Annotated in this window: 22 protein-coding genes and 1 tRNA gene; 7 read left to right on the top strand and 16 right to left on the bottom strand. The window is 64.1% G+C overall.

Features of this window, described 5'->3' with window-relative positions; genetic code table 11:
* The first annotated feature begins 5 nt into the window (after positions 1-5).
* Complete coding sequence (locus ABID37_RS01755) at positions 6-470, top strand: YaiI/YqxD family protein (RefSeq protein ID WP_354192258.1); 465 nt, start codon at positions 6-8, stop codon at positions 468-470.
* Positions 467-1,138 (top strand): DUF1345 domain-containing protein, encoded by a 672-nt coding sequence (locus ABID37_RS01750; protein WP_354192257.1) that lies wholly within the window; start codon positions 467-469, stop codon positions 1,136-1,138. The genes ABID37_RS01755 and ABID37_RS01750 overlap by 4 nt, the downstream gene beginning before the upstream one ends.
* A 12-nt stretch (positions 1,139-1,150) precedes the next feature.
* Here the strand turns inward: ABID37_RS01750 and ABID37_RS01745 are convergent, their stop codons facing one another.
* Positions 1,151-1,966 carry a tyrosine-protein kinase family protein gene (locus ABID37_RS01745; RefSeq protein WP_354192255.1) on the bottom strand — a complete coding sequence of 272 codons (816 nt, stop codon included), beginning with the start codon at positions 1,964-1,966 and terminating at the stop codon, positions 1,151-1,153.
* A 489-nt stretch (positions 1,967-2,455) separates the two neighbouring features.
* On the opposite strand from ABID37_RS01745, the gene ABID37_RS01740 reads away from it, so the two are divergent.
* From ABID37_RS01740 to ABID37_RS01730, 3 genes are all read left to right on the top strand, one after another.
* A complete protein-coding gene (locus tag ABID37_RS01740) occupies positions 2,456-3,022 on the top strand; it encodes a polysaccharide biosynthesis/export family protein (protein WP_354192254.1) in 567 nt (188 codons plus the stop codon).
* Between the two features lie 107 nt (positions 3,023-3,129).
* Entirely contained in the window at positions 3,130-4,662 is a 1,533-nt protein-coding gene (locus ABID37_RS01735) for an undecaprenyl-phosphate glucose phosphotransferase (RefSeq protein WP_354192253.1), read from the top strand.
* 148 nt (positions 4,663-4,810) lie between these two features.
* Positions 4,811-5,407, top strand: a complete 597-nt coding sequence (locus tag ABID37_RS01730; RefSeq protein WP_354192252.1) for a hypothetical protein — start codon at positions 4,811-4,813, stop codon at positions 5,405-5,407.
* Between the two features lie 100 nt (positions 5,408-5,507).
* On the opposite strand, the gene ABID37_RS01725 is transcribed toward ABID37_RS01730, so the two are convergent.
* Complete coding sequence (locus ABID37_RS01725) at positions 5,508-5,702, bottom strand: DUF1059 domain-containing protein (protein WP_354192251.1); 195 nt, start codon at positions 5,700-5,702, stop codon at positions 5,508-5,510.
* 245 nt (positions 5,703-5,947) lie between these two features.
* Between ABID37_RS01725 and ABID37_RS01720 the strand changes: the two genes are divergently transcribed.
* Positions 5,948-6,024, top strand: a tRNA-Pro gene (locus ABID37_RS01720).
* Between the two features lie 60 nt (positions 6,025-6,084).
* Here ABID37_RS01720 and ABID37_RS01715 read toward each other — a convergent pair.
* The 7 genes from ABID37_RS01715 to ABID37_RS01685 form a co-directional block, all read right to left on the bottom strand.
* Entirely contained in the window at positions 6,085-6,408 is a 324-nt protein-coding gene (locus ABID37_RS01715) for an ElaB/YgaM/YqjD family protein (protein WP_354192249.1), read from the bottom strand.
* A gap of 89 nt (positions 6,409-6,497) precedes the next feature.
* On the bottom strand, positions 6,498-7,040 hold the full coding sequence (locus ABID37_RS01710) for a MerR family transcriptional regulator (RefSeq protein WP_354192248.1): 543 nt from the start codon (positions 7,038-7,040) through the stop codon (positions 6,498-6,500).
* Between the two features lie 196 nt (positions 7,041-7,236).
* Positions 7,237-7,557, bottom strand: a complete 321-nt coding sequence (locus ABID37_RS01705) for an integration host factor subunit alpha (protein ID WP_354192247.1) — start codon at positions 7,555-7,557, stop codon at positions 7,237-7,239.
* Between the two features lie 103 nt (positions 7,558-7,660).
* Positions 7,661-8,632: a beta-ketoacyl-ACP synthase III gene (locus tag ABID37_RS01700; protein WP_354192246.1), complete on the bottom strand. Its 972-nt coding sequence runs from the start codon at positions 8,630-8,632 to the stop codon at positions 7,661-7,663.
* 7 nt (positions 8,633-8,639) lie between these two features.
* Complete coding sequence (plsX, locus tag ABID37_RS01695; RefSeq protein ID WP_354192245.1) at positions 8,640-9,716, bottom strand: phosphate acyltransferase PlsX; 1,077 nt, start codon at positions 9,714-9,716, stop codon at positions 8,640-8,642.
* A gap of 115 nt (positions 9,717-9,831) precedes the next feature.
* A complete protein-coding gene (locus tag ABID37_RS01690; RefSeq protein ID WP_354192244.1) occupies positions 9,832-10,374 on the bottom strand; it encodes a YceD family protein in 543 nt (180 codons plus the stop codon).
* Position 10,375: 1 nt separating this feature from the next.
* Positions 10,376-10,921 (bottom strand): ubiquinol-cytochrome C chaperone family protein, encoded by a 546-nt coding sequence (locus ABID37_RS01685; protein WP_354192243.1) that lies wholly within the window; start codon positions 10,919-10,921, stop codon positions 10,376-10,378.
* 123 nt (positions 10,922-11,044) lie between these two features.
* Between ABID37_RS01685 and ABID37_RS01680 the strand changes: the two genes are divergently transcribed.
* The gene (locus tag ABID37_RS01680) at positions 11,045-11,572 is read left to right on the top strand and encodes an outer membrane protein assembly factor BamE (RefSeq protein ID WP_354192242.1); all 528 of its coding nucleotides are present in this window, start codon (positions 11,045-11,047) and stop codon (positions 11,570-11,572) included.
* Positions 11,573-11,696: 124 nt separating this feature from the next.
* Here ABID37_RS01680 and ABID37_RS01675 read toward each other — a convergent pair whose 3' ends face one another.
* From ABID37_RS01675 to nrdR, 7 genes are all read right to left on the bottom strand, one after another.
* Positions 11,697-13,838, bottom strand: coding sequence for a sodium-translocating pyrophosphatase (locus ABID37_RS01675; RefSeq protein ID WP_354192241.1), 2,142 nt, complete (start codon positions 13,836-13,838; stop codon positions 11,697-11,699).
* 225 nt (positions 13,839-14,063) lie between these two features.
* Entirely contained in the window at positions 14,064-15,302 is a 1,239-nt protein-coding gene (locus tag ABID37_RS01670; RefSeq protein ID WP_354192240.1) for an MFS transporter, read from the bottom strand.
* Positions 15,299-15,802, bottom strand: a complete 504-nt coding sequence (gene nusB, locus ABID37_RS01665) for a transcription antitermination factor NusB (RefSeq protein ID WP_354192238.1) — start codon at positions 15,800-15,802, stop codon at positions 15,299-15,301. The genes ABID37_RS01670 and nusB overlap by 4 nt, the downstream gene beginning before the upstream one ends.
* Positions 15,799-16,263, bottom strand: coding sequence for a 6,7-dimethyl-8-ribityllumazine synthase (ribH, locus tag ABID37_RS01660; protein WP_354192237.1), 465 nt, complete (start codon positions 16,261-16,263; stop codon positions 15,799-15,801). Before ribH ends, nusB begins: the two co-directional genes overlap by 4 nt.
* Before the next feature lie 98 nt (positions 16,264-16,361).
* Positions 16,362-16,979 carry a riboflavin synthase gene (locus tag ABID37_RS01655; protein WP_354192236.1) on the bottom strand — a complete coding sequence of 206 codons (618 nt, stop codon included), beginning with the start codon at positions 16,977-16,979 and terminating at the stop codon, positions 16,362-16,364.
* Entirely contained in the window at positions 16,979-18,103 is a 1,125-nt protein-coding gene (gene ribD, locus ABID37_RS01650; protein ID WP_354192235.1) for a bifunctional diaminohydroxyphosphoribosylaminopyrimidine deaminase/5-amino-6-(5-phosphoribosylamino)uracil reductase RibD, read from the bottom strand. Before ribD ends, ABID37_RS01655 begins: the two co-directional genes overlap by 1 nt.
* Before the next feature lie 3 nt (positions 18,104-18,106).
* Positions 18,107-18,571 (bottom strand): transcriptional regulator NrdR, encoded by a 465-nt coding sequence (nrdR, locus tag ABID37_RS01645; RefSeq protein WP_354192234.1) that lies wholly within the window; start codon positions 18,569-18,571, stop codon positions 18,107-18,109.
* Positions 18,572-18,589 lie beyond the last annotated feature (18 nt).

Raw genomic sequence — 18,589 nt, 5'->3', positions numbered from 1 at the left:
GAGGCATGGCGCCGGTGATCTACGTCGATGCCGACGCCTGCCCCGTCAAGGCCGAGGTCGTGCGGGTCGCCGAACGCTTCGACCTCGAGACCGTCTTCGTCGCCAATGGCGGATTGCGCCCCTCGCGCGACCCGAAAATCCGCAATGTCGTGGTTTCGTCCGGTGCCGATGCGGCCGATGACTGGATCGTCGAACATGCGCAGCAGAACGACGTCGTCATCACCGCCGACATCCCGCTGGCCGCGCGCACCGTTGCCCTCGGTGCGCATGTGCTCGGCCCCACGGGGCGCCCCTTCACGCAGGAGACCATCGGCATGGCGGTTGCCATGCGCGACCTCAAGCAGCATCTGCGTGAAACCGGCGAAAGCAGGGGTCTCAATGCCGCCTTCTCGCCGCGCGACCGCTCCCGGTTTCTCGGCGAACTTGACCGCATCGTGCGGCTGGCGCTGAATTCGGGATCACGGCCATGAGCGGACTGCCGTCAGGCTCCGGCTGGCTGCCCATCCACAGGCATGCGCTGTTCGGCATTTCGGCGGTGGTCGGCTTCATCGCCCTTGCCGCCGCACTGTTCCTGAAGGCCTCCCTGGCCTATTCCATCGGCGCCAACGCGTTCTTCGCCGTCTACAGCGCATTGGTGCTGGCCGAGATGCCGCTGCTCAGCGCCGGATATCTCAGCCGCAAGGCCCGCGAGACGGACCAGCCCGTGGCCGTCATCTTCATCGTCACCTTGGTTGTGGTCGGCGTGGCCGTCGGCGCCCTTTTCCAGGTCATCAACAACCAGGGAACGGATCCGGCCAGCCTCGTCTTCGCGCTGGCTTCGATCCCGCTCGGCTGGTTCACCATCCACGCCATGACGGCGCTGCACTATGCACATATCTACTGGATGGACGATGCCGGCTCCGATCAGGAGAAGAGAGTGCCCGCCGGCGGCCTCGAGTTTCCCGGCACGAAACGCCCGCAAGGCTGGGATTTCCTTTATTTTTCCACCGTCATCGGCATGACGGCACAGACCTCCGACACCGACGTCACCACACCGCATATGCGACGCATCGTGCTTGCGCACTCCATCGTATCCTTCTTCTTCAACACGGTGATCGTCGCGGCGGCCGTCAACCTTGCCGTCAGCCTGGGAAGCTGACGGCAAGCCGGGTTATACTGCCCTTCCCGGCCCAACCAACGCGGCATCGGGGAAGTGGCTGCGGAACGCGGCAGCGGCCTTGCCGACCCGGATGTCATCCGCCCGCAGGACGCTCACGAACACTTCGGCGCCCTCCAGGCCCAGCCGGCCCACGCCCCGCAAATCGGCCGGACCGCACTCCACCACGACGAGGTCGTAAGCCCTGGCCAAAGAGTGCAGGATGGCCGGAAGACGGTTCGCCGCCCGCATGGCCCGCACAGGGTCGGCCGTGCCGACCGGCAGGATGTGGCAGTTCGAATAGTGGTCGGCATGGATGACGTCGCTGAACCGGGCCTCGTCGGCAAGCAGGTCGGTGATGCCCGGCATGGCGGCATCATCGAGCATGGGCCGCGATGCCGCCCCTGACGCGGTCAGGTCGACCAGGGCGACGCGCAAGCCAAGATCGGCGGTTTCGCGCGCCACCATGATCGCGCTGGCTGCTGCCTCGTCCCCCTCCGGCGAGATGAAAACCGCAGAGGCCGCACCGCCATCGACCAGCTTGCGCACGACAGATTCGATGGTAAGCGGCTCCAATCCGGCCTTTTGGGATTCGGCGGCAAGGACAGGTTCGGAGGACTCATCCCTTGGTATAGATTCGCCGGAAGACGGAGAATCGGCCGTTTCCGCTTTCGGTGCATCATCGTTTGCCAAGATTGCCGAAGCTTCAGGCGCTGGCTCACGAGCACCCGGCGCTTCCGGCTCCGGTTGCCGGGCCCGGCGTCGCCGCAGTACGAAGAACGCGACGGCAACGAGTATGCCGGCCAAGGCGCCGGCAAGCAGCGGCATCATCGGCGGGCAAGGCTCCTCCGGTTTTGCAGCCTGTCCACCAGCCGTGGTTTCCGCCCCAGAAGTCTCGGGACCGCTGGCCTGGGCCATGGCGGGAGCACGTATATCCGCCGGCAAGCTCGCCTCGGCCTGCTGCCCGAGCGCTCCGGCAAGCAAGAAGGCCAGCACCGCGAGACCCGGCAAAAGGGCAGCGCGCCATCTGCGGATCGCATTGGCGGGCCGACACCTGCTATCGCTCACATCGGCCGGGGCCGACCGGGGTCCTGACATGCACCCTGCTCCGGTAACGGACACGTCACTGTAGACAGTCGCGGTAACCCTGCTGTTAAGATCGGCACAACGCCGTCTCCATCCTCCCGGAACAGAAGCGCATGCAGCCAAGGCCGGGCAAGGACTTTGCGAATTTTACCGGCCATTAACCCTAATGGGAGGATAACGGAGCCGGTTCCAAAGGTTGCCCATACACGGGCAATCGAAACTGTCGAGTCGTTCATGAGCAAACCCGCCCTCTTGCTGAGCGCCCTGATCGCCGCTTCCGCGATCCTGTCCGGCTGCTCCAGCTACAGGCCCACCCCGGCGGCGTTCCACGAGATGCTCGACCAGCCCTATCAGCTCGGCGCCGGAGACCGGGTGCGCGTGACCGTGTTCGAGCAGGAGGGCCTGACCAACACTTACAGCGTGGACCAGTCCGGCTATATCTCATTCCCGCTTGTCGGCGCCATTCCGGCTCGCGGCCACACCGCGCAACAGCTCGAGAAGCAGATCGCGAACAAGCTGCGGCAAGGCTTCCTGCGCGACCCGGACGTGTCTGTCGAGATCGACCGCTACCGCCCGATCTTCGTCATGGGCGAAGTGGGTGCGGCCGGCCAATATTCCTATGTGCCGGGCCTGACCGTCCAGAAGGCCATTGCCATTGCCGGCGGCTACTCGCCGCGCGCCAACCAGGAAAGCGTCGATGTCACCCGAGACATCAACGGCAAGGTCATAACCGGCCGGGTCCCGACATCCGACCCGATCCTGCCGGGCGACACCGTCTACGTGCGCGAGCGCCTGTTCTGACTTCCCGGCCCTTGACGTTGCCTGATCGATAGCGACAACTCGACTCTGCCACTCAACGGTTTCTTAGCTCCGCCCTGCTATGGAACCCGTGACTGGACAGGCTGCCTATGAACGATATCGATCCGGCACGCCGCTTCTCGCCGGAAGCCGTGCGCAAACTCAGGGACTCCACCGAGAGCGACCGGCCGGCCGCGCTGAACGAGATGGCACGGCAGGTTGCCGCCCAGCTCGGCCATGAAACGATAACGCCGGTGATGGTCAGCGGCACGCTGCGTATCCTGGAATTCGCCGTTCTGCTGGCATCCGGCGTTGTGCTTTACTGGTTCCTTGTCGCGCCGAACCAGATGGCCACCGACTATTGGCTGGTCATCGCCGCCGGCTCGCTGGCCGCCGTGACGTTCATGGAATTCAGCGATTGCTACCAGATAGCGGCGCTGATGCGGCCCTTCGCCACCTTCTCGCGCATCCTGCTGGTGTGGGCCGCAACCTTCGCCCTGATGGCGCTCACCGGCTTCATGCTCAAGGTCAGCGCCGATTTCTCGCGGCTGATGTTCGGCATGTGGTTCCTGGCCGGCTTCGTCGCCATCTTTGCGCTGCGCCTCGTCATGGCCCGGCTGATCCGCAGATGGGCGCGCAACGGCCGCATGGAACGCCGCGCCGTCATCGTCGGCGGCGGCAAGGCGGCAGAGGACCTGATCCGCGCCGTCGAGCAGCAGCCCTACAACGATATCCGCATCTGCGGCATCTTCGACGACCGCGACGACAAGCGCTCTCCGCCTCTCGTCGCCGGCTATCCCAAGCTCGGCACCGTCTCGGAACTGATCGAATTCGCGCGCATCGCCCGCATCGACATGCTGATCGTCTCCCTGCCGATCACCGCCGAACAGCGGGTGCTGCAACTGCTCAAGAAGCTGTGGGTGCTGCCGGTGGACATCCGCCTGTCCGCCCATTCCAGCTCCCTGCAGTTCCGGCCACGCGCCTACTCCTATATCGGCTCGGTACCGCTGCTCGACATCTTCGACAAGCCCATCAACGATTGGGATTCGGTCGCCAAGCGAGCTTTCGACATCGTCTTCAGCCTCATCGGCATCGTGCTGTTCTCGCCGATCATGGTCGCCACGGCCATCGCCATCAAGCTGGATTCCAAGGGGCCGATCCTGTTCAAGCAGAAGCGTCACGGCTTCAACAACGAGGAGATCGAGGTCTACAAGTTCCGCTCCATGTATGCGGACCAGTCGGACCCGACTGCGAAGAAAACCGTGACCCGCGACGATCCTCGGGTGACGCGTGTCGGCCGCTTCATCCGCAAAACCTCGATCGACGAGCTGCCGCAGTTCTTCAACGCCCTGTTCGGATCACTGTCGCTGGTGGGGCCGCGACCGCATGCGGTGGCCGCCCAGTCCCACAATCTGCTCTATGCCGAGGTCGTGGATGGCTACTTCGCCCGCCACAAGGTCAAGCCGGGGGTCACCGGCTGGGCTCAGATCAATGGCTGGCGCGGCGAGATGGACACCAATGAGAAGATCCGCATGCGCACCGAATACGATCTCTACTATATCGAGAACTGGTCGTTGCTGTTCGATCTGAGGATCCTGCTGCTGACGCCGATCCGCCTGCTCAACACCGAGAACGCCTATTGAGATTGCTGCCCGCGATCATCCAGCCGGCCTTTGAAGGCCATGTCCGGAGAGTCGCCACATTTTCCGGTCAAGGTCTTTGCCCGGCAAGGCGATCTTACCCCGCATACGCCGCCAACCCCTATAGCGGACCGAAAGCAGCCAGCCCCTGATGCAAGACAGAGCATTCATCAGCGCCGCCAAAATCTACGGGCGCATCATAGTTTCCGTTCTTGCCGTCATCGGCATGGTCAGCCTCGGCGCCATGCAAGGGGGCTGGCTGGTCGCGACAGCGGATGCCGATGCCCACACCAATGATGCCGGGCAGGTCCCTACGGTCACCGGCGAAGCGGCGCCTCTGTCCGGCAACGGACCCACCACCGTCACCTCGCAGCTGATACCGGTCGACCCCTCCCTCACCTACGATCTTTCGGCCGAGGTGCGCAGCCTTGCCGCCAAGGGCGACGATCGGAAAGGCGCCAGGACCTATCTGGGAGTGGTTGCCTACGACAAGGACGGCAGGCGCCTGTCCTCGAAGCCCACTCCCAATCGCTACGTTGCGGCGGACGACTATTACCTCGTCGCCGCACGAGGCTGGGCGCCCTTGTCTGGAACCGTCGGCGGCGAAGGCAACGACGTCCACAGCCAGTTCCAGCCGGGAACCCGCTTCGTTCGCGTGATAGCGCTGCTGAACCACCGGGACGAAACGATGAAAAGCGAGATTCGCAACATTCGTTTCACGCCACGCCTGCAAATGGGCATGAAATAGAAAGTCTGTCCCGCCTGGGATGATGCGGACCAGGAAGCGGCTGCCATAAAGCCCTTCGCCCGGCCGGAACCGGGCGAAGGGCTCAAATACGGGACCAGTTTCAGGCGGCAGGCGCGCCTTCGTGGATCGCCTTTCTGATTTCGGAGCGGAACTCAGGAGTATCATGCTCCCCATGCACCGAAATCGCATGTTGCACAGCGGCCTCTATCAATTCGTCTTCACCATCGGCCGAAATGGCAACCGTGCACTTCATCTCACTCGGGAATTCGCGGCAGTCGATATATTTCCTCGCCATAACATTCCTCCCGAAGTCAAAGCCCCTCCTGCCGCCACTATAAATTCGTGCCGGAAAGCCACAAAATCACAAGATATGCACGCAGCCGATTCCCGGCCTCTCGCGACAAGAGGCACAGGCTGGGGCTTCCCGGCGCCATGGCGCCACGGAAAGCTACAATTCACCGCAAATGATGGGCTTGTGTTCGTGAAAGGCGTTTTAGCCCTTGCGCCGCAAGTGCGCAGAATATAAGGCTTCCCCCGGTTCGGAGTGTAGCGCAGCCCGGTAGCGCACTTGACTGGGGGTCAAGGGGTCGTGGGTTCGAATCCCGCCACTCCGACCATTTTTCTCTTTATGATCGAAGAAGGCAGGTCCGGCCGCCGAAGCGGCCGGAACGATGATTTCATCGCCTGGAAAGCAAAAGCGAAGCGACCAGCCCAAGCACGATCAGGCCTACGGCCGCCGTGGTCGCCGGATGCTCGCGGGCGCTGTGCTCGATAGCCCGGGCCCTCTTGCGCAGATCGGGAAGATGTTCGCCGATGCGGCCGGAAATCTCGTCATAATAGTCCGAGATCGTGTCGCGATAGTCGGAAAGCGCCTCGCGGCCTTCATCGTAATAGCGATTGCCGCGCTTCGAGAGCTGCTTCTTCAGCGAAGTCAGCTCCTTCGAAAGCTGCGCAACCTGCTTTTCGAGGTCCATGTCGGAAAGGGACGAGAAAGACGCCATGCTGTTTCCTTCTTTCTGAAAACTGGAAAGAAGGACAACGACCCTCGTCGTGATTTGTTCCGATGGAGCGGCGGCCGCTGTTTCCGCTGTCAGCGCACCTGGTCCAGCAGGCGTTTGCATTCCAGAAGGTCGAACAGCGCCTCCTGCAAAAGCGCCCGGTTGTCGCGCGAAAGCCGGCCGCCATCGGCCTGCACCGGCCCGTCGTCATCGGCCTTGCCGAGCCCGAAGAACCGGCGGCTCGGCTTGGCCTTGGGCTGGCCGACCAGCTGCTCCTCCTCGCCCGGGCGCGGCTGCGAGGCGGGCGTGAGCTCCACGGCCTCGGTCTGCTTGCGCTGGGCGATGGCCTCGACGGCGGCCAGATCGCCGTTGCCGATCGCCACCAGGAACTGGTTGCCGTTCTCGCGCAGCAGCTTTTGAACGCCCTTGATGGTATAGCCCTGGTCATAGAGCATGTGCCGGATGCCCTTGATGAGCTCGACATCCTGCGGCCGGTAGTAACGACGCCCGCCGCCGCGCTTCATCGGCTTGATCTGCGTGAAGCGGGTTTCCCAGAAACGCAGCACATGCTGCGGCAGGTCGAGTTCTTCCGCGACTTCGCTGATGGTGCGAAAGGCGTCGGGGCTCTTTTCCATGGCCGATCCTCACGAAAATGCGTCAAGCAAGCGGGGCGCAAAGGCAAAGGCGGCGTGTCCCGCTGTCAGGCGGCCGGCCCGAATCGATTCACCGGCCGGCACCTGAACCGGACTTCATTCCAACCGTTTATGGATCAACATTCAAGCCCGACGAAAAGACGGGCGCATCTGTCCGGAACTTTTGCAGGCAAAAAAGCTACTTGCCGCTCTTTTCCCGGTTCTGGTGGGAGCGCAGGATGCGGTTCTTCAGCACGTTGGAGGCCTTGAAGGTCATCACCCGGCGCGGCAGGATCGGCACTTCCTCGCCGGTCTTGGGATTGCGCCCGATGCGCTCGTTCTTCGAGCGCACCTGGAAGGTGGCGAAGGAGGACAGTTTCACGGTCTCGCCGCGCACGATGGCTTCGCAGATCTCGTTGAGGACCGCCTCGACCAGTTCGGCAGACTCCGTCCTCGACAGGCCCACCTTGCGGTAAACAGCCTCGGCAAGATCGGCGCGCGTAAGCGTCTTTCCCCCCATGCGTCCGTCCAATCCGTTAAAACAATGATCACAAGAAACGACGGCGGAGCCTAAGTAATTGATCCGTAAAGGTCAAGACCGTTTGGACAGGGTTGCATGACCGCTACCAGCGCAGCAACACCGCGCCCCAGGTGAAGCCCCCGCCCATCGCCTCCAGAAGCACGAGGTCGCCGCGCTTGATGCGGCCATCGGCCACCGCGACGGAAAGCGCCAGCGGCACCGAGGCGGCCGACGTGTTGCCGTGCCGATCGACGGTGATCACCACCTTTTCCTCGGCAATGCCAAGTTTCTTGGCGGAAGCGTCGATAATGCGCTTGTTGGCCTGGTGCGGCACGAACCAGTCGAGGTCCTCGGCGGTGATTCCAGCCTGCGCGAAGGTCGCCTCGATCACGTCAGTGATCATGCCGACCGCATGCTTGAAGACCTCGCGGCCCTCCATCTTCAGGTGCCCGACGGTGCCGGTGGTCGAGACGCCGCCGTCGACATAGAGCTTTTCCTTGTGCTGCCCGTCCGAGCGCAGCGCCGCGGCCAGCACGCCGCGATCGGCAATCGTGCCCTCGCCTTCGCCGGCCTCCAGGACGATCGCGCCGGCACCGTCGCCGAACAGGACGCAGGTCGAGCGGTCGTCCCAGTCGAGCAGACGCGAGAAGGTTTCCGAGCCGATGACCAGCGCCCGCCTGGAAAGCCCGCAGCGAATATAGGTATCCGCCGTGGTGACGGCGTAGACGAAGCCCGAGCACACCGCCTGCATGTCGAAGGCGAAACCGTGATGCATGCCAAGCCGGTTCTGGATCTCGACGGCGGTGGCGGGAAAGGTGTTGTTGGGCGTGGAGGTGGCCAGCACGATCAAATCGATGTCGTCCGGCGTCAGTCCGGCATGGGCAAGAGCGGCGCGCGCCGCAGCCTCGCCCAGCGAAGCAGTGGTTTCGTCCTCGGCCGCGATATGGCGCTGACGGATGCCGGTGCGCTGTACGATCCATTCGTCCGAGGTTTCCACCATGCCCTCGAACTCGGCGTTCTTCATGATGCGACGGGGCAAGGCCGAACCGATGCCGCGCACGACTGATCTGATCAAGGTCTACCTATCCTTCTTCGTCGGTCTCGACGACGGGTTTGCTGGTCTCGGTCGCCTGGCTTTGCGGGTTGTGGGCATGGAACAGATCTATGTCGGCCTGGACACGCTCCAGCAGCCTGTTGCGGACCATGTCATAACCAAGCTCCACGGCCGCTGCAAATCCGGCCGAATCGGCACCGCCATGGCTTTTCACCACGATGCCGTTGAGGCCCAGGAACACACCGCCATTGGAACGGCTGACATCCATTTTCTCGCGCAACTGGTCGAACGCGCCCTTGGCCAGAATATAACCGATGCGCGACAGCAGGGAGCGCCCCATGGCGGCCCTGAGATAGCCGGCAATCTGGCGCGCGGTGCCTTCGGCCGTCTTGAGCGCGATATTGCCGGAAAAGCCTTCGGTGACCACCACGTCGACCGTGCCCTTGCCGATGTCGTCGCCCTCGACGAAACCGCGATAGTCGAGCGAGGAGAGCCCGGCCTCGCGCAGCATGCGCCCGGCCTCCTTGACCTCCTCCTGGCCCTTGACCTCCTCGACGCCGACATTGAGCAGGCCGACCGTCGGGCGTTCTATGCCGAACAGGGCACGCGCCATGCCGGTGCCCAATATGGCGAAATCGACCAATTGCTGGGCGTCGCCGCCAATTGTCGCGCCCACGTCCAGCACCACGCTTTCGGCCCGCACATTGGGCCAGATCGCGGCAATGGCCGGACGGTCGACATTGGCCATGGTGCGCAGGCAGAACTTGGCCATCGCCATCAGCGCACCGGTATTGCCGGCCGAGATGCAGGCATCCGCCTGCCCGTTCTTCACCGCCTCGATGGCGTTCCACATCGACGAGGTGCCGCGCCCGTGGCGCAGCGCCTGGCTCGGCTTATCGTCCATCTGGACGGCAACCTCGCAATGGACGAACTCGCTCGCCGCAGCCAGCGTGGGAAATTTCGCGAGTTCGGGGCGAACCGCGTCTTCACGACCATAGATGATGAACTTGATGTCCGGACGCCGGGCCGCGACAGTCGCCAGGGCGGGGATCACCACGCTTGCGCCATGATCACCGCCCATCGCATCGATCGAAATTCTGATCACGCCGTCCCTATCTCACTATTGGTTGTCGGGCAGGTTTGTTCGCTGGCCGGAATTTTTGGCGAAAATAGCGTTTTTGCTCGGCCACACAACTGGCTTTTGCGATATGGCCCGGCTTTCAGTCTTTTCCGAGAAGGCCACGCAATTTTTTGCGGAACTCGTTTTCTTCCGGCTCGTCCGAGCCGGAAGCCTCCAGCGTGACGCCCGGCTTGCGCGGATAGGGATCGATGGCCAGCCCGAAAAATTCTTCCGCCAGGGCGCCGGCATCGATGGTGTCGCCGGTGAACGTCTCGGGGCTGTCTGGCCCGTCCGCATCCAGCACCATTTCTCCCTGCTGCTCCAGCCGGGCGAGTTTCGAATCCTGCGGCAGGAAAAGGCCTTCGACCGCTTCGTCAATATGAGCCTTGAGCGGCTCCAGGGTCACCACGCATGCCTGCGTGATATCGGCGGCGACATGTCCGGAAACCTTCACGCCATTGCGCTTCCAGGCCGTGACCAGCATTTCGGCCCTGTAGCTGTCGACCGAAAGCAGCCCATGCGCCTCGGCCAGCGCCTTGCGCTGTGCTTCGTCGGCCTCGATGACCACCGGCAGGCCCTTCTGCGGCAGGCGCGCGACATGCACCGGGAAGGAAACGGGGCTTTTTTCTTCTGTGTCTTTCATCTCATTGTCCTTCCTCGCCCGCACGTGGGAACTGCAGCTTGCCGGCGCAGATGGCCTCGGCGGGCTGTGCGGCAAGGCCCGCGACGGCCGTTTTCACATAGGCGGCGAGCCGTCGCGATTCGGCCCATTCCTCATCCGGGCGGATGTTGCGCCCCAGCGCGGCCACCAGCGCCTCGTCGTCCCGCCTCTCCAGTGCATCGGCATAGGCTGCGGTGCGGCCGTAATACATCTTGGCCAGGCGTTTCATGCGCTTCGGCACCCCGACATCGCTGATCCCAAGCTCACGCAACGAATGGTCGACATCGAGGAAGAACTCGTCGATGAGAACCTGCGCGACCTCCTGCGCCATCCCTTCCGTGCCATGCAGGCGGTGCTGGAGAAGGAACATGTGCAGGGACAGCATCTCGAAGCGGCCAAGCGGCGTATCCGGCACGTTCCAGTGCGAATAGAAGTGCGGCTGCCGCGCCGCTGCCACGATTTCCCCGTAGAGCGCGTCGGTGATTTCGCGATTTGCCTGGCGCTTGGCGCCGAACAGACGCTTGAACATGGAAAAGACGGTCTCCCGGGGACCCTTGTTTGGATGGCCTTGTTGCATCGGCGGCTAAGCTGGTTTACCGCTTTTGCGGCCTCGCGCAAGCGGGCGTGCAAGGCTGATTGGATGGAGTTGTCGTTGCGCGTGAAGAGATTCAAGTCGACATTTTCGTCGCGCCCTGCCGGGCTCGCATCGCTGCTGGCTGTCGCCGCCGTGCTTTCGGCCTGCAACAGTTCGAAGATGATCGGCGACCTCAACCCCGGCGAAACGCTGCATCAGGGGTATGTCGTCGACCAGCAGTCGCTGGACATGGTGCCGGTCGGCTCCAGCCGCGAGCAGGTGCTGCTGGCGCTGGGAACGCCCTCCACCACCGCCACCTTCGACAATGAAGTGTTCTACTACATCTCCCAGACCCGAAAGCGGCCGGTCGCCTTCGCCAACGCCAAGGTGGTGGAGCAGAGCGTGCTTGCCGTCTATTTCGGCGATGACGGCCGTGTCAGCAACATTGCCAACTACGGCTTGAAGGACGGCAAGGTGTTCGACTTCATCAGCCGCACCACCCCGACCGCCGGCAAGGACCAGAACTTCCTCGCCCAGGTCATCAGCGGCGCCGGCAAGCTCAACCCCGGCCAGGTCGGCAGCATGATCGGCGGCTCCGGCAACTGATCGCACGCGACCGCTGCGCCCGGGCATCGGAACGATCCGATGCCGGATTTCGGTTCTTTCACAAAAAACCCGCGGAGATCGCTCCCCGCGGGTTTTTTTCCGGGATGACAGCCGGAAGGCCGAATCAGCCGTGCGCCAGAACCGCCAGCAGCAGCAGGGCGACGATGTTGGTAATCTTGATCGCCGGATTGACGGCCGGGCCGGCCGTATCCTTGTAGGGATCGCCGACCGTATCGCCGGTCACCGATGCCTTGTGCGCTTCGGAACCCTTGAGGTGCTTGACGCCGTCCTTGTCGGTGAAGCCGTCCTCGAACGACTTCTTGGCGTTGTCCCAGGCGCCGCCGCCGGAAGTCATCGACACGGCCACGAACAGGCCGTTGACGATGACGCCGAGCAGCGAGGCCCCGAGCGCGGCAAAGGCCGAAGCCTTGGAACCCGAGATCAGCAGCACGCCGAAATAAACCACCAGCGGCGCCAGCACCGGCAGCAGCGAAGGAATGATCATTTCCTTGATCGCCGCCTTCGTCAGCAGATCGACGGCGCGCGCATAGTTCGGCTTCGAGGTGCCCTGCATGATGCCGGGATCCTCGCGGAACTGCTTGCGCACCTCCTCCACGATCGAGCCCGCCGCACGGCCGACCGCCGTCATGGCGATGCCGCCGAACAGGTACGGGATCAGGCCGCCGAAGATGAGGCCGGCCACCACATAGGGGTTCGAGAGGTCGAACGAAACCGTGCCGAGGTCCGAGAAGTAGGGATACTGGTCGGCATTGGCCGCGAAATATTGCAGGTCGTTCGAATAGGCCGCGAACAGCACCAGCGCGCCGAGGCCGGCCGAGCCGATGGCGTAGCCCTTGGTCACCGCCTTGGTGGTGTTGCCGACGGCGTCGAGGGCGTCGGTGGACTGGCGCACCTCCTTGGGCAGGCCCGACATTTCGGCGATGCCGCCGGCATTGTCGGTCACCGGGCCGAAGGCGTCGAGCGCAACGATCATGCCGGCAAGGCCGAGCATGGTCGTCACCGCGATCGCCGTGCCGAAGAGGCCGGCAAGCTGGAAGGTGGCGATGATGCCGCCGACGATGACGATGGCCGGCAGCGCCGTCGATTCCAGCGATACCGCAAGGCCCTGGATGACGTTGGTGCCGTGGCCGGTCACCGAGGCCTGGGCGATGGAGTTCACCGGGCGCTTGTTGGTGCCGGTGTAGTATTCGGTGATCACCACGATCAGCGCCGTCACCAGCAGGCCGATCAGGCCGCACGCGAACAGATTGCCGCCGGTAATGACCATGCCGCTGACGGTGCCGACCTCGCCCCAGCCGATGGTCAGCTGGTTGGCGATGGCCAGGCCGACGATCGACAGCAGGCCGGTAACGATCAGGCCCTTGTAGAGCGCGCCCATGATCGAGCCGTTGGAGCCCAGCTTGACGAAGAAGGTGCCGGCGATGGAGGTGATGATGCAGGCGCCGCAGATGACCAGCGGATAAAGCATCATCTCGCCGAGATTGGGCGCATTGCCGAAGAAGATGGCGGCGAGCACCATGGTCGCCACGACCGTGACGGCATAAGTCTCGAACAGGTCGGCGGCCATGCCGGCGCAGTCGCCGACATTGTCGCCGACATTGTCGGCGATGGTGGCCGGGTTGCGCGGATCGTCCTCGGGAATACCGGCTTCCACCTTGCCGACCAGATCGCCGCCGACATCCGCCCCCTTGGTGAAGATGCCGCCGCCGAGACGGGCGAAGATGGAGATCAGCGACGCGCCGAAGCCGAGCGCCACCAGCGCATCGACCACATCGCGGCTGGCCGGGGCATGGCCGAGCGGCCCGGTGAGTATCCAGTAGTAGACCGACACGCCGAGCAGCGCGAGGCCGGCAACCAGAAGGCCGGTGATCGCGCCGGACTTGAAGGCGATGTCGAGGCCGGCGGCCAGGCTGTTGGAGGCCGCCTGCGCGGTGCGCACATTGGCCCGGACCGACACATGCATGCCGATGAAGCCCGCGGCGCCCGAAAGCACGGCACCGATCAGGAAACCGAACGCGGCGGTCGCGGATAACAGCCACCACGCAAGCACGAAGACGACGACGCCGACGATGGCGATGGTGGTGTATTGGCGGGTCAGGTAAGCCTGCGCGCCCTCGCGGATGGCCGCGGAGATTTCCTGCATGCGTGCGTTGCCCTGGTCGGCGGCAAGCACCGACTGAGTCGCCCAGATGGCGTAAAGGACAGAAAGCAGGCCGCAGGCGATGACGACATAAAGCATGGTCATTGCCGGATTTTCCTCACATGATGGCCCGCAAGAACCCCTCTCCCCGGGCCGTTGCAACCAGACCGAACTGCATTGTGCAGTGCGACCTAATGTAGCGGCTTAGGCGAAACCGGCTGCCAAGGTCAAGATATTGTTGAGCTTTTGCCCCGGTTTCGCCCGAAAGTATCATTTCGCGCCGCAAAAGGACGGAATCGTCAGCCCTTTTTCAGATCCCGGTCGGGCAGATCACGCCGCGCGGTGGCGACGGTCGGCAATGGTTTGCAGGACGAGCATGACGAGACACAGGCCCGAAAGCGGGAACAGTATCCAGGCGAGCATGTCCCAGCCCCAGGCATTGTAGACCGCGCCCGACATCAGCGAAGCGAAGGCGACGCTGGTGAACAGCACGAAATCGTGGAAGCCCTGCACCTTGCCCTTCTCTTCCGGCGTGTAGCATTCGGCCACGATGGCGGTGGAGCCGATGAAACCGAAGTTCCAGCCAAGGCCGAGCAAAATCAGGGCCGTCCAGAACTGCCAGAGCTGGATGCCGGACAGCGCCACGAGGCCGCAACCGATGAGCAGCGCAAAGCCGATGGCAACGATGGTCGGCGCGCCGAACCGGCTGATGAGTCTGCCGGTGAAGAAGCTCGGCGCGAACATCGCCATCACGTGCCAGGAAATGCCGAGCGTCGCCTCGTCCGAGGTGAAACCGCAGCCGACCATGGCCAGCGGCGCGCCGGTCATCACGAAGGTCATCATCGCATAGGAACCGACGGCGCAGGTCAGGGCCGTGATGAAACGCGGCTTTGCGATGATCTCGGTCAGTGGCCGTCCGCTCGACACGGCCTCATGCGCCTTCTCGACGAGAGGACGCGGGCGCAATTGGGCAAGAACCAGCGCACCGATGCCCGCAAGCACGATCAGCGCGGCGAAGGCCCCCGCGAACATCACCGGTTCGAGCAGGTCCTTGGTGAAGATCACCACCTGGGGGCCGATCATGGCGGTGAACACGCCGCCCGCCAGCACGAAGGAGATGGCGCGGGCCTTGAAGGCCGGCGGCGCGTTGTCGGCGGCGGCAAAGCGGAACTGCTGCACGAATGCGCTGCCGAAGCCGACCACGAGCAGGCCGAATGCGAATATCCAGAAGCTGGACTGGAACAATGCGATGGTGGCGATCAGGCCGCCAAGCGCCGTCAGGCCGGTTCCGGTCAGGAAGCCGTCGCGCTGGCCGAGCCGGCGCACGATCGCCGCTGCCGGCAGCGCACCGACCGCGACACCGACATTGAAGCCCGTCAGCGGGGCGGTCGCGAGGGACTTGTCGAGACCCAGAAGGTAGTGGCCGGCAAGCGCGCCGAGCGCGAAGCAGATCGGCGCTGCCGAACCGACGATGGCCTGAGCGGCGGCCAGGATCAGCGCTGTCCGGCGTGCCTCCCGCTCGATGGCGGGCGTCTGCGCGCCGGTGGCTGCCTGTCCCGATGCGCTCATGAAGCCTCCTTGCCCTTGCCTCGTCCTTCGCCGCGCACGCGGCGGGAAATGCGGTCGAGCACTGCATTGACGAGCTTGGGCTCGTCTTCTTCATAGAATGCCTTGGCGATGTCGACATATTCCGAGACGATCACGGCGACCGGAACATCGGCGCGCATCATCAGCTCATAGGTGCCGGCGCGCAGAATGGCGCGCAGCGTGGAATCGAGCCGCGACAGCGGCCAGTCCTCGGTCAGCGCCTGGCGGATGATCGGATCGAGCGTCTTCTGCTTCTCCACCACGCCGGCCAGGATGGCCCGGAACCATTGCGCGTCCGCCTCGCGGTAGAGCGCGCCATCGACTTCCTTGCCGAGCCGGAAGGCCTCGTATTCGGCCGTGATTTCCAGCAGCCCGCTGCCGGCGACATCCATCTGGTAGAGCGCCTGCACGGCGGCGAGGCGCGCCGCGCCGCGCTTGTTGGCATGCCGCATCTGCGGGGTCTTGTCAGCAGGTTCCGTCACGAACGTTCAGCTCCAAGCCGATCGCGAACCGCGATCATGGTCAGTGCCGCGCGCGCGGCAAAGCCGCCCTTGTCGCCTTCGCTGCGACGCGCGCGCGCCCATGCCTGCTCCTCGTTCTCGGTGGTGAGGATGCCGTTGCCGATGCAGATCGATTCCTGCACCGACAGGTCCATCAAAGCGCGCGCCGATTCATTGGCGACGATCTCGAAATGGTAGGTCTCGCCGCGAATGACGGTGCCGAGGGCGACGAAACCATCATAGCCCTCGCCCTCATCGTCCTCGGCGTCGAGCGCGAAGGAAATCACCGCCGGAATTTCGAGCGCGCCGGGCACCGTAACCACCTCATATGCGGCGCCGGCTTCATCGAGCGCCGTCTTGGCACCTTCCAGCAGGGCGTCGGCGAGGTCGTCGTAAAAACGAGCCTCGATGATGAGCAGTTTTTTCTTCTTGTCCTGGGTCATGGTCCCTGCGTCTCCGGCCGAGCCGGTCAATTAGGCCGAAGCGCGTGAGTCCGCAAGCCTCACGCGAAGAGGATGCTTTGGGTCAGGCTTTCGCCTTGTCAGTATCCCTGCGCCGCCGCTTCCGACAAGCGTGCAGCATAGCGCGCCATGGTATCGATTTCGAGGTTTACCCGATCGCCGACCTGGCGCTCGCCCCAGGTGGTCACCTGCAGCGAATGGTGGATGAGCAGCACGTCGAAGCGCCTGCCTTCCGCCTTGTTGACGGTGAGCGAGGTGCCGTCCAGCGCCACCGACCCCTTGGGCGCGATGAAGCGGGCGAATTCCGGCGGCGCCTCCAGCGTGAAGCGCACCGCATCGCCCTCGTCCTGCCGCGCCACGATCTCGGCCGTGCCGTCGATATGGCCCGAAACGATGTGCCCGCCCAGTTCGTCACCGATCTTCAGCGCCCGCTCCAGATTGATGTGCGTTCCCGCCTTCCACTGCGCGGCCGTGGTAAGGCGCAGGGCCTCTTCCCATGCCTCGACCTCGAACCAGCGCGCATTGGAGCCGTTTTCAGGCAGTGCGGTCACCGTCAGGCACACGCCGGAGCAGGCAATCGAGGCGCCGATATCGATGGTTTGCGGATCATAGGCGGTGTCGATGCGCAGCCGCACCCCCTCCTTGAGCGGCTCGACCGCGGCAACCTTGCCGACATCGGTGACGATACCCGTGAACATCAGATGGTCCTTACCCACTCTGCAAAGCCGTCCTGGTCGAATTGCATCTCGCGCAGCTTGCGGAAACCTGCCGGGATGGTATCCGGCCCGATGGGCGCGGCAATGCCTTGCCCGCCGACCTCTGTCGGTCCCCGAAACAGCACGATGCGATCGACGAGGCCCTCATCGAGGAATGACTGCGCCACCGACGCTCCGCCCTCGACGATGATGCTGGACATGCCGAGCGCGGCCAGATCCTCCAGCAGTTCAGGCAGCGCGATCTTGCCTTCGTGCACCTCCGTGCCGATGAAGCGCACGCCGTGGCGTTCCAGTAAGGCGCGGCGCTGTCCATCGACCAGCGGGTTGGAGGCGATGTAAAGTGGCACCCGGTCCACGCCCGAAACCAGGCGCGAGGCCGGCGGCAATCTCATCTCGCTGTCGAGCACGATGCGCGCCGGCGAGCGGTTTTCCAGCCCCGGCAACCGCACCGTCAGTTCCGGATCGTCCTCCAGCGCCGTGCCGATGCCGATCAGGATCGCATCCGCCTCGGTCCGCATCAGATGCACCTCGCGGCGCGCCACCTCTCCGGTGATGGGAACCTGTCCCTCGCCCCTGACGCCAATCTTTCCATCGCTGGAAAGCGCCATCTTGAGAATGACCTCCGGCCGTTTCTTCAAGGAACGCATGAGATAGCCGGCCAGCTGGTTCGCCGCTTCCGAGGCCAGCACGCGTTCGGTGACCTCGACACCCGCCTCGCGCAATATGGCGTAACCCTTGCCCGAAACGCGCGGATCGGGGTCGCTGGCGGCACCCACCACCCGCGCGATGCCGGCCGTCACCAGCGCCTCGGCGCAGGGCGGCGTGCGGCCGTGATGCGCGCACGGCTCCAGCGTCACATAGGCGGTGGCGCCGTGCGTCAGCTCGCCGGCCTCGGCCAGAGCTTCCGTCTCAGCATGAGGGCGACCGCCGATGGCGGTGACGCCCGTGCCGACGATCATCGGCCCCGCCCCATCGTCGCGCACGATGATCGTGCCGACCGAGGGATTGGTGGACGTACGGCCGGAATGGCGGCGGGACAGGCGCAGGGCCGCAGCCATGAACCTGCGGTCCAGTTTCTCTTGTGCGGTGTCAGCAGCGCCAGCCATCGCTCAGTCGATATCCTCGTCGACCTTGAGTTCGCCGAGCACGTCGTGGAAATCCTTGGCCTCGCGGAAATTGCGATACACCGAGGCAAAGCGCACATAGGCGACGTCGTCCAGCGACTTCAGCGCCTCCATCACCAGACGGCCGACTTCCGCCGAAGGAATTTCAGTCTCGCCCGAACTTTCGAGCTGGCGCACGATACCGGTCACGGCCCGGTCGATGCGCTCGGGATCGACATTGCGCTTGCGCACCGCGATCTCCACCGAGCGCAGCAGCTTGTCGCGGTCGAAGGGAACCTTGCGGCCCGACTTCTTGACCACCACCAGATCGCGCAACTGCACCCGTTCGAAAGTGGTGAAACGGCCGCCGCAATCGGGACAGACGCGCCGCCGGCGGATGGCCGAGCCGTCTTCGGCGGGGCGCGAGTCCTTCACCTGTGTGTCTTCGGATTGGCAATAAGGACAACGCATGGAAAGCCTTGTTCGCGA

The sequence above is a fragment of the Aquamicrobium terrae genome, from assembly GCF_040545735.1.
GTDB classification, from domain to species: domain Bacteria; phylum Pseudomonadota; class Alphaproteobacteria; order Rhizobiales; family Rhizobiaceae; genus Mesorhizobium; species Mesorhizobium terrae_A.
Note: the sequence above shows the minus strand (reverse complement) of the source record. Positions and strands in the feature narration are given on the sequence as shown.